The sequence below is a fragment of the Rhodopseudomonas faecalis genome (assembly GCF_003217325.1).
Lineage (GTDB): Bacteria > Pseudomonadota > Alphaproteobacteria > Rhizobiales > Xanthobacteraceae > Rhodopseudomonas > Rhodopseudomonas faecalis.
Genome location: NZ_QJTI01000019.1, coordinates 15,717 through 27,044, shown reverse-complemented (window position 1 = coordinate 27,044; position 11,328 = coordinate 15,717). Strand labels below are relative to the sequence as shown.

General features: G+C 61.3%; 8 protein-coding genes. 7 read left to right on the top strand and 1 reads right to left on the bottom strand.

Annotated elements, in window-relative coordinates; genetic code table 11:
- Positions 1-168: 168 nt before the first annotated feature.
- Complete coding sequence (locus BJ122_RS14190) at positions 169-2,235, top strand: FAD-dependent oxidoreductase (RefSeq protein WP_110781684.1); 2,067 nt, start codon at positions 169-171, stop codon at positions 2,233-2,235.
- 156 nt (positions 2,236-2,391) lie between these two features.
- On the top strand, positions 2,392-4,467 hold the full coding sequence (locus BJ122_RS14185; RefSeq protein WP_245407735.1) for an ABC transporter ATP-binding protein: 2,076 nt from the start codon (positions 2,392-2,394) through the stop codon (positions 4,465-4,467).
- Between the two features lie 29 nt (positions 4,468-4,496).
- On the opposite strand, the gene BJ122_RS14180 is transcribed toward BJ122_RS14185, so the two are convergent.
- Positions 4,497-6,320: an acyltransferase family protein gene (locus BJ122_RS14180; protein WP_110781683.1), complete on the bottom strand. Its 1,824-nt coding sequence runs from the start codon at positions 6,318-6,320 to the stop codon at positions 4,497-4,499.
- A 647-nt stretch (positions 6,321-6,967) separates the two neighbouring features.
- Between BJ122_RS14180 and BJ122_RS19295 the strand changes: the two genes are divergently transcribed.
- The 5 genes from BJ122_RS19295 to tuf form a co-directional block, all read left to right on the top strand.
- Positions 6,968-7,204, top strand: coding sequence for a hypothetical protein (locus BJ122_RS19295; RefSeq protein WP_181418960.1), 237 nt, complete (start codon positions 6,968-6,970; stop codon positions 7,202-7,204).
- On the top strand, positions 7,176-7,547 hold the full coding sequence (gene rpsL / locus BJ122_RS14175) for a 30S ribosomal protein S12 (protein WP_008969396.1): 372 nt from the start codon (positions 7,176-7,178) through the stop codon (positions 7,545-7,547). The genes BJ122_RS19295 and rpsL overlap by 29 nt, the downstream gene beginning before the upstream one ends.
- A 14-nt stretch (positions 7,548-7,561) precedes the next feature.
- Complete coding sequence (gene rpsG / locus BJ122_RS14170) at positions 7,562-8,032, top strand: 30S ribosomal protein S7 (protein WP_027276730.1); 471 nt, start codon at positions 7,562-7,564, stop codon at positions 8,030-8,032.
- A 30-nt stretch (positions 8,033-8,062) separates the two neighbouring features.
- Positions 8,063-10,135, top strand: a complete 2,073-nt coding sequence (gene fusA / locus BJ122_RS14165; protein WP_110781681.1) for an elongation factor G — start codon at positions 8,063-8,065, stop codon at positions 10,133-10,135.
- A gap of 39 nt (positions 10,136-10,174) precedes the next feature.
- The coding region (gene tuf / locus BJ122_RS14160; RefSeq protein ID WP_110781839.1) for an elongation factor Tu at positions 10,175-11,328 on the top strand (1,154 nt) is incomplete at its 3' end.

Sequence of the window (11,328 nt, the reverse complement as noted above, 5' to 3'; positions counted from 1 at the left end):
GTGGACACTGACAACATAGCTTCGGATCGGCGGTCTTCCGCCCACATTCCGGGCTAGACGATTAGAAGGTTGGACGACTGCCGATTATCGGCCGATCCCCCCGAAACCTGATGGAAAATTGCCGTCGCTGCTCGCTGCAGCACGGTCATTCTGCGTCGAAAGAGAGCCATGTTCGATCTTGCAATTGTCGGCGGTGGTCCTGGCGGCTTGATGAGCGCCTGGTATCTGAAGAAAAAGCTCGGCGAGCTGTGCAAGGTGACGATTTACGAGGCTTCCGACCGCGTCGGCGGCAAGGTCGTCACCCGCACCTTCGATACCGCGCCGGCGATGTACGAGGCCGGTGTCGCCGAGCTGTATGATTACTCGATGACCGGGCCGGACCCGCTGCGCGAACTGGTGCAGCATTTCGGGTTGCAGACCATCCCGATGGACGCCGAGCAGGTGCAGCTCGACGGCGCGTTGATCAACGACGAGCCGGGCATGCGCAAGAAGTACGGCGACAAGACCGCCGATGCGATCCTGGCGTTTCGTAAGCGCTGCACCGAGGTGATCTCGCCGGTCGAGTACTATGAAGGCATCGGCGCCCACGACAACGACCATCCCTGGGCCTGGACTGATTGCGAAAAACTGCTCGACAAGGAAGTCGATGATCCGGTTGCCAAGCACTTCTTCAAGGTGATGGCGCGCTCCGACATCGCCACCGAGGCGCACAACACCAACGGCCTCAATGCGCTCAAGAATTTCGTGATGGATATCGACGGCTATATCGGCCTGTACTCCATCCAGAACGGCAATGAGCAGCTCATCGAATGCCTGCGCTCGGAGATCGACGCCGAGGTTAAGCTCAATCATCGCGTGCTTAAGGTCGGCAAGACCGAGGCCGGCCGCTATCAGCTCAACATGATGAACGGCAAGGGCCCGGAAACCCGGGACTTCGACCTGGTGCTGATGTGCCTGCCGCATAATTGGCTGGCGACCATTGCCTGGGGCAACGAGCAGCTGCGCCGCGCCATGGTCAAGCACGTCGCCTATTTCGACCGTCCGGCGCATTATCTGCGGGTGTCGATCCTGTTCGACTCGCCGTTCTGGGGCGATCAGATTCCCGGTTCCTGGTTCATGTCGGAGGCGTTCGGCGGCTGCTGCGTCTATAATGAAGGCTCGCGCCACGATGTCGGCCGCTACGGCGTGCTCAACTGGCTGATCCCGGGCTCGGATGCGCTCGCTTACGCCAATCTCAGCGATGCCGAGCTGATCGAAGCGGCGCTGAAGTCGCTGCCGTCGTCGCTCGGCGACGCCCGCGAGCATTTCATGGAAGGCAAGATTCATCGCTGGCTGTCGGCGGTGAACAGCATTCCGGGCGGCCTGCCGGTGCGCGATGTGATGACCAACCATCGCCCTGAGCCGAAGAATCACCCGGGATTGGTGATCGTCGGCGACTATATGTTCGATTCGACGCTGAACGGCCTGTTCGACTCCGCCGACGCCGCCACCGACATCATCCTGACCGAGGCGGTCAAGCTGCGCCGCGTCCGCGCCCAGCAGGGCAAGCCGATGTCGGACAAGATCGATGCCGACTATTTTCGGAATTATCGCGGGCAGGGGCCGTATCACCAGGTCTGGAACCAGTTCACCGATCCCGATTACCTGATGAAGCTGATCAGCATCATGTGGGATCGCAAGGACGGCTACCGGCTGCTGGTGGCGGGTTCGGCCAGCGGCGAGCTGGTCGGCGCCCTGCGTGACCGCGGCATCGATGCCTTCGGCGTCGAGAATAACCGCGGCATCCACGCCAAGACGCCGGAGGCGCTCAAGCCCTATAATTATCTCGGCTCGGTGGTCGAGCTGCCGTTCAAGGACAACGAATTCGATTTCGTGTTCGAGACCAGCCTGTGCCACATCGCCGACAACCGGGTGAAGAAGGCGATCGCCGAGCTGCATCGCGTGGTCAACACCGGCGTGGTGTTTGGCTCGGTGACCAGCGACATGCCGCCGGCCTTGATCGATCGCTACGACCTGCTGCGCGGCGTCAAGAAGCTCGGTACCTGGTGGGAGTGGTCGGAACTGTTCTTCAGCGCCGGCTTCGACCTCGCCATGCATCGCTGCGACCGCACTGACGAGGTGTGGGCCGCGACGCTGGCCGCCAATAAGGGCCCGGGCAATTGGTACGCCGACGCGGACAGCCTACGCTATTCGTTCTTCGACAAGGTCGTCGACGAGGACGAAGCGGAAGCCTAATCTGCCGCCGGGCCGGCCGCGACGACAGCGGCCCCCGGCGTCTCGCTGGCAGGGCGTGTTCCTGCCTAGCGCCTTGCCGGCCGGGCCATCGCCCGGCTGTCATGTTTCTTATTCGATTTTTTGACGGCGTCATTCGCCCAATCTTTGGTTCGTTCCATGGCGCGCAAGCCCCTTCCGCCGTCCGGCGACGAGGTCTCTCCGGAATCCGAAGCGGCTTCGCCGCTCGATGATCAATTTGCGATCAAGGTCGGCGCGGGGGCTAGCCCTGTGCAGGGAACCAAGCCGCTGGACGGCGAGACGCCGCCCGGGCTCGAGAAGACCACGGTCAAGCCGGCCGCCAAGCGTCCTGCCGACGATGATGACGATGATGACGATGACGACGAGGATGATGACGGTCCCGACGTCGACGATGACGATGACGACGAGCTCGTGGTGTTCACGGCGCGCGAGGCGGCGGGCGCGCTGGCCACTTTTGCAGGGTTCGTCCGGCCGTATCTGAGCAATTACAAGAAAGCGGTGACGTTCGTGGCATTCGGCCTGGTGGTCGAGATGCTGTTCAACGTCATCATGCCGCTCAGCCTGAAATATCTGATCGACGACGCGCTCGGCGAGGAGGATTTTGAGGCGCTGATCAAGATCCTGTCGGTGCTCGCGGTCGCCGGCATCATCACCTCGATCATTGCGATCTGGTATGAGCGCTGGGACGCGCGGCTGAGCGCCGCGGTGATATCCGATATCCGGCAGCGGCTGTTCGACCACGTGCAGAATCTGCCGTCGTCGTACTTCGCGCGCACCAAGCGCGGCGAAACGCTGTCGCGTTTCTCGATCGATCTGTCCGCGGTCGAAAGCGGCGTCAAAACTTTTGCCAACAGCGCCGCGCTGCCATTCATGGAGCTGATCGCCGGCATCATCCTGATGCTGTTCCTGAACTGGCAGCTCGCCGTGGTGGCGCTGCTGATCTTCCCGATCACCTTGATCGGCCCGCGCATTCTGACGCCGAAAGCGGTGCAGGCCAATTACGAGCAAAAGATCAACGAGGCAGCGCTGCTCGGCAATGTCCAGGAGAACATCGCCGCACAGGCGGTGGTGAAGGCGTTCAGCCTGCAGCGCCGTGCGGCCGGCTGGTTCGGCCGGCGCAATGACGAGACCCGGCTCAAGATGGCGCGCGCCACCTTCCTGTCGAGCATGGTGGAGCGCACCGTCACCATTGCGGTGCTGCTGCTGCACCTGGTGGTGCTGGCGATCGGCGCCTACCTCGCCACCAAGGGCCAGATCACGGTCGGCACCTTCGTGACCTTCGAGAGTGCGTTCTGGGAGGTGTCGTACAACATCGCCCATGTGATGCATTACATCCCGGTGTCGATCGCCTCAGCGGCCGCGGTGCGCCATATCGACGAACTGCTCGATGAGCCGACCCGCGGCGCCGACCGGCCGGGCGCGAGCGAACTGCCGCGCATCAGCCGCGACATTTCCTTCGAGCGCGTCAGCTTCACCTATGAAGGCAGCGAGCGGCCGGTGCTGGATCAGTTCAGCCTAAAACTCGATGTCGGCAAATCGATCGCCATTGTCGGGCCGAGCGGCTCCGGCAAGAGCACGCTGCTCAATCTGATTCTGCGGCTCTATGTGCCGGATGAGGGCAGGGTGACGATCGACGGCCACGACATCCGCAAGGTGACGCGCGAATCGCTGCGCAGTGGCATGGCCGTGGTGTTCCAGGAGAACATGCTGTTCAACATGTCGATTCGCGAGAACATCCGACTCGGCAAGGAGGACGCCACCGACAAGGAAGTCGAGCAGGCGGCCCGGCGGGCCGAGATCCATAAGTTCATTATGAGCCTGCCGCACAAATACGACACCGTGATCGGCGAACGCGGCGACACGCTATCCGGCGGCCAGCGGCAACGAATCGCGATCGCGCGCGCGATCGTGCGCAATCCGTCACTGCTATTGCTCGACGAGGCGACCTCGGCGCTCGACCAGACCACCGAGGCGGCGATCAACCGCACGCTGCTCAAGGTCGCCAAGGGCCGCACCATGATCTTCTCGACTCACCGGCTGACCTCGGTGGTCGACATGGACGAGATCATCGTGATCTCGGAAGGGCAGGCGGTCGAGCGCGGCAGCCACGCGGAGCTGCTGGCCAAGAACGGGCTGTATCGCAAGCTGTGGGACGACCAGAGCCATAAATCCGCAGCCTCGGCCGTCGATGATGACGACGATGATGATGAGTGAGAGCGTCGTCGATTCCAGCGACTGCGACCTCAACGCGCTGACTGAAGAATTGTAGATATCAGGTTTAGTTTCCGTGCGGCGTAGATGGAGCCGTCAACTGAAAGATGTGCGAAGTCACGATAGAACGATGTCACGCCGTCGTTTGTTTTACAGCGGCCATCCGCGCAAAAGGCTTCACTCAGCGAGATCACACTGAAATCATGTTGGTCGCTCGTGGATCTCAACTGTTCCAGGGTGCTTTGCTGTTTCCGTAAATACTCCTGTTCGGAGAAGCTGCAGTCTCTTGATGAACCGAGGGTAAGTCGATTGTCGAGCAGACGTTCGACACAGATCGAATAGTCGATGGCGGTGAATGGGGGAGGGGCGACATAAACGACTCGCTTGCCGGCTGCCTGGAGTGAGTGAACCGTCGAACCAATCCGATCGAAATTCGATGCCGAGGCGAGCACCACGTATTGAAGGTTCTCATCGGCGACGATGCGCTCTAGGACGGCGCGATTAAACGATTCGCATGAGTCGCCTCGTTCATTTCGGCCGGTATCTTGTTGCGAAAATGGCTCAAGTATCGGTGGGCAACTGCTTCGGGTCATTTGAATGATCCCGAGGCCGCGATCATCGGCGGCCAGTCCGGGAATGAGATGCATGGCAAAGCTGTCCCCCCACACGGCGATCGCGGGGGTGGGGCTGTTCTGACAGGCGGGGATTTTGCTCAGCACCCGTTGGTCGCAGATCGGGTCGAAGCCTGTGTTTGGGCGTCGGATTTCCGACCAGTCGCGTTGTTGGCTGGCCAGCGCAAGGTAGGACAGCGGAATTGCGAGTGCTGCCGCAATGAGCGTGAAGGAGCCCGCCAGCACAGGGGGCGATGGTCGAAGACAGGAGTGACGGATCGGGTTTTCGACCCAGCGGTAGAGTGCCATTGCAAGCGGGAAGACTGCGGCCAGCAATGACAGCCGAAGCAGCAACGGCGGCTCAGAAAAGTAGATGCTGTGTGCGAAGGCGAAGACCGGCCAGTGAACCAGATAAAGCGCGTAAGAGATATCTCCGACCCGTGCCAAGCCGTTCGCTAAGATCCCGCGACTCAGAATGGGTGGCTGGGTGGCGATCACCACTGCGGTCGCGAGGCAGACGATCACCGCGTCAGTCCGCGGATGCACCGGGTCGATGGATAATGCCGGCACCATGATCAAAACCAGCACCGCGCTTGTTCCAGCGACTGATCTTGCCAGTGTCGGTAGCCTTGGCAGTGGCGAAAGCGCCAGGAGGGCGCCGAGTGCCAGCTCCCACGCTCTCGCCGGCAGCAGATAGAAGGCAAAGCTGGGCTTACTGCGGGCAAACAGCATGCACAGCGCCAGACAGGTCAAGATTACCGCGATGACAACCGGACGGCGCAGCCGGGGCGGGGTGACCCACAAGATGAATGGGGCGAGCAGATAATACTGCTCCTCAACCGCCAGCGACCAAGTGTGCAGCAGTGGCTTCAAGGTCGCTGCGGTATCGAAATATCCTGCTTGCTGGGCCAGCACGAAATTGGCTGTGAAGGTGAGAGCGCCGAGCAGTTGTGAAATATATGAGCGCAGCTCGAGCTGGGTCAGGATCGCGCTCGCGAAGACGGAGGTCACAAGGAATGTGACAAAGGCTGCTGGCAGCAACCGCTTCGCTCGACGCCAATAGAAATCTGAAAATGAGAAGCGATCCTCGTCTAGCGAGCGGCAGATCAGGCCGGTGATCAGATATCCGGAGATGACGAAGAAGATGTCGACGCCGAGGTATCCGGCCTTGAGACCCAGACCTGCATGGTAGAACACAACGAGGAGGACTGCGATACCGCGCAGCCCTTGGATATCGAGACGCATACCGAATTGCAATTCTTAGTTGGTGCTGCAGTCGCCAATATCCTGATTCTTGTGCCGACGCGATCTTCATACGCCTAGTGAACGCATGGTCACTTCCGTTCAGCTTGAAGCCTCCTCAGATCAACAGGCGGAGGGGCCCTGAGTGTCGTCCGATTCTGCCGTTCCGATCGGAAAGGTGCTGCGCAATCGGGAGTCGCCACCGCCCGATCTGAGTCGCGGCGAGGGCGGTCGCGCCCTCTTTAATGATTCTCATATTCGAATCGTGCAGGCGGGCTGCGGCAGGGTCCGATTCTCGACCGTCACGCCGCCGTCATCTGCGGCGACTCGCCCTAAGATTGTGGCCGATGCGGTTTGCACGGGAGGAGTCGCGTGGCTGCCGAGCAGAGATCAGCGGTTTTCCGGCGGATTCCGCACCGCAGCGGCGCCGAACGCCGATCAAGGTCTGCTTAAGCCTTGACTTGCCGAGTCACGGCCGATAAAACCCGCCCACTCAACGACAGGCGGTGAGCGTCGCCTGCGTCGGAACGGATCACCCAATCGGGCACCAACCTCGACGTAAGATGCTCAAACGCTGTCGATTTAGCTAGGCAATGCCAGGACGATAGTCGTTCTCCAGAGCTTGTTCTCTGCAGATTGATTTCGGAAGCATGACCTCGGTGGAGACCATTTTGCGCGAGCAGGGTGGTCAGGATCGCGGTCCTCTGTGGCGTCGAAGCGCTTTCCGCCCAGCAATGGCCGGTCGGCGTTATTTCGCGTTGCGCGGATTTCTTCGCGTGGTGCGACTCATGGGGCGAGCAGCTCCGAACGAATTTGCGAAGCCGTTATGGCTTCGCGCGAACAAGGGTGAAGGCGAAGATGCCGACGATCAACCAGCTGATCGCTAATCCGCGCGTCGTACAGAAGTCGCGCAAGAAGGTGCCGGCGCTGCAGCAGTCGCCGCAGAAGCGTGGTGTCTGCACGCGCGTCTATACGACGACGCCGAAGAAGCCGAACTCGGCGCTCCGTAAGGTTGCCAAGGTTCGTCTGACCAATGGTTTTGAAGTGATCGGCTACATCCCGGGTGAGGGGCACAACCTCCAGGAGCACTCGGTGGTGATGATCCGCGGCGGCCGCGTCAAGGACTTGCCCGGCGTGCGCTACCACATCCTCCGCGGCGTCCTCGACACCCAGGGCGTCAAGAACCGTAAGCAGCGTCGTTCGAAGTACGGCGCGAAGCGTCCGAAGTAAGCGGGAATTTATCGATGTCTCGTCGTCATGCTGCCGAAAAGCGCGAAGTGCTTCCGGATCCGAAGTTCGGAAACATCGTCATCACCAAATTCATGAATTCGGTGATGTACGCCGGCAAGAAGTCGGTCGCCGAAACGATCGTCTATGGTGCCCTTGGCATCATTGAGACCAAGACCAAGCAGAACCCGCTCGGCGTGTTCGAGCAGGCGCTCGACAACGTCATGCCGACCATCGAGGTTCGCTCGCGTCGCGTCGGCGGTGCCACCTACCAGGTGCCGGTCGAAGTCCGCAGTGCTCGGCGCCAGGCGCTGGGTATCCGTTGGCTGATCTCGGCTGCGCGCAACCGCAACGAGAAGACCATGACCGAGCGTCTGTCGGCTGAGCTGCTCGACGCCTCCAATAACCGCGGCGCTGCCGTCAAGAAGCGTGAAGACGTGCACAAGATGGCGGAAGCCAACCGCGCGTTCTCGCATTACCGCTGGTAACGGCTAAGTCTCGGAATCGAGGATCATTCTATGCCCCGCGTTCATGCCATCGAGGACTACCGCAACTTCGGCATCATGGCTCACATTGATGCCGGCAAGACGACTACGACTGAGCGGATCCTGTTTTACACCGGCAAGAACCATAAGATTGGCGAGACGCACGAAGGCGCCGCCACGATGGACTGGATGGCGCAGGAGCAGGAGCGTGGCATCACGATCACTTCGGCTGCCACCACCGCTTTCTGGAACGGCAAGCGTCTGAACATCATCGACACGCCCGGCCACGTCGACTTCACCATTGAAGTTGAGCGCAGCTTGCGCGTGCTGGACGGCGCGGTGTGCGTGCTCGACTCCAACCAGGGCGTCGAGCCGCAGACTGAAACGGTGTGGCGTCAGGGCGACAAGTACAAAGTGCCGCGCATCGTGTTTGCCAACAAGATGGACAAGACCGGCGCGGACTTCTTCAAGTGTCTGAAGGACATCGTTGATCGTCTCGGTGCCAAGCCGGTTGCGATTCAGCTGCCGATCGGCGCGGAAAACAACTTCCGCGGCGTGATCGATCTCGTCCGCATGAAGGCGATTGTCTGGGACGACGAGGCGCTCGGCGCCAAGTTCCGCGACGATGAAATTCCGGCCGACATGCTCGATCAGGCCAAGGAATATCGTGAGAAGATGATCGAGGCCGCCGTCGAACTCGACGACGATGCCATGGCCGCCTATCTCGAGGGCAACGAGCCCGACGTCGATACGCTGAAGAAGCTGATCCGTAAGGCGGTTCTGTCCGGCGCCTTCTATCCGGTGCTGTGTGGCTCGGCCTTCAAGAATAAGGGCGTGCAGCCGCTGCTCGACGCCGTTGTCGACTACCTGCCGTCGCCGGTTGACGTTCCGGCGATCAAGGGCATCGATGCCGACGGCAACGAGGTGCTGCGCAAGGCCGACGACAAGGAGCCGCTGTCGCTGCTCGCGTTCAAGATCATGGACGACCCGTTTGTCGGCACCATCACCTTCTGCCGCATCTACTCGGGCGTTCTGCTCAGCGGCACCGGCGTGGTGAACTCGACCCGCGAAAAGAAGGAGCGCATCGGCCGCATGCTGCTGATGCACGCCAACAACCGCGAAGACATCAAGGAAGCCTATGCCGGTGACATCGTCGCGCTGGCCGGTCTCAAGGAAGCGCGCACTGGCGACACGCTGTGTGACCCGGCGCATCCGGTGATCCTGGAGAAGATGGAATTCCCGGATCCGGTGATCGAGATCGCCATCGAGCCGAAGTCGAAGGCCGACCAGGAAAAGCTGGGCGTGGCGCTGGCCAAGCTCGCTGCTGAAGATCCGTCGTTCCGCGTGTCGACCGACCTCGAGTCGGGGCAGACCATCCTCAAGGGCATGGGCGAACTGCATCTCGACATTAAGGTCGACATCCTGCGGCGGACCTACAAGGTCGATGCCAACGTCGGCGCGCCGCAGGTGGCGTTCCGTGAGCGCATCAGCCAGCGCGCTGAAGTGGATTACACCCACAAGAAGCAGACTGGTGGTACGGGTCAGTTCGCGGCGGTGAAGTTCATCGTCGAGCCGAACGAGCCGGGCAAGGGTTACGAGTTCGAGTCCCGCATCGTTGGTGGTGCGGTGCCGAAGGAGTACATCCCGGGCGTCGAAAAGGGCATCGAGAGCGTGCTGTCCTCGGGCGTGGTCGCCGGCTTCCCGGTGGTCGACGTCAAGGTGGCGCTGATCGACGGTAAGTACCATGACGTCGACTCGTCGGCGCTGGCCTTCGAAATCGCGTCGCGTGCGGCGTTCCGTGAGGCTCTGCAGAAGGGTCGCTCGGTGCTGCTCGAGCCGATCATGAAGGTCGAGGTGGTGACGCCGGAAGATTACACCGGTTCGGTGATCGGTGACCTGAACTCGCGGCGCGGCCAGATCCAGGGCCAGGACATGCGCGGCAACGCCAACGTGATCAACGCGATGGTGCCGCTGATGAACATGTTCGGGTACGTCAACAACCTGCGTTCGATGAGCCAGGGTCGCGCGACCTTCACGATGCAGTTCGACCACTACGCGGAAGCGCCGGCCAATGTGTCGGCTGAAGTCCAGAAAAAGTTTGCCTGAGTGTCGTCGGCGAGAGCTAGCGACTGAACGGAGAGAGCGATGGCTAAAGCAAAGTTTGAACGTACGAAGCCGCATTGCAACATCGGCACGATTGGTCACGTTGACCATGGCAAGACGTCGCTGACGGCGGCGATCACCAAGGTTTTGGCGGAGACCGGCGGCGCGACGTTCACGGCGTATGACCAGATTGACAAGGCGCCGGAAGAGAAGGCTCGCGGCATCACCATTTCGACCGCGCACGTTGAGTACGAGACGCAGAACCGTCACTACGCGCACGTCGACTGCCCCGGCCACGCCGACTACGTGAAGAACATGATCACCGGCGCGGCGCAGATGGACGGCGCGATCCTGGTCGTGTCGGCGGCTGACGGCCCGATGCCGCAGACCCGCGAGCACATCCTGCTGGCGCGCCAGGTCGGCGTTCCGGCGCTGGTGGTGTTCCTGAACAAGTGCGACATGGTCGACGATCCGGAACTGCTCGAGCTGGTCGAGATGGAAGTGCGCGAGCTGCTGTCCAAGTACGACTTCCCGGGCGACGACATTCCGATCATCAAGGGTTCGGCGCTGGCTGCTCTTGAGAACAGCAACCCGAAGCTCGGCCATGAGGCGGTGCTGGAGCTGATGAAGGCGGTCGACGCCTACATCCCGCAGCCGGAGCGTCCGGTTGACCAGCCGTTCCTGATGCCGGTGGAAGACGTGTTCTCGATCTCGGGCCGCGGCACCGTGGTGACCGGCCGTGTCGAGCGTGGCATTCTGAAGGTTGGCGACGAAATCGAAATCGTCGGCATCCGCGACACGCAGAAGACCACCTGCACCGGCGTTGAAATGTTCCGCAAGCTGCTGGACCAGGGCCAGGCTGGCGACAACATCGGCGCGCTGCTGCGCGGCACCAAGCGTGAGGACGTCGAGCGTGGCCAGGTGCTGTGCAAGCCGGGTTCGGTGAAGCCGCACACCAAGTTCAAGGCTGAAGCCTACATCCTGACCAAGGAAGAGGGCGGCCGCCACACCCCGTTCTTCACCAACTACCGTCCGCAGTTCTACTTCCGCACCACCGACGTGACCGGTGTTGTGCACCTGCCGGAAGGCACCGAGATGGTGATGCCGGGCGACAACATCGCGATGGAAGTGCACCTGATCGTGCCGATCGCGATGGAAGAGAAGCTGCGCTTCGCTATCCGCGAAGGTGGCCGCAC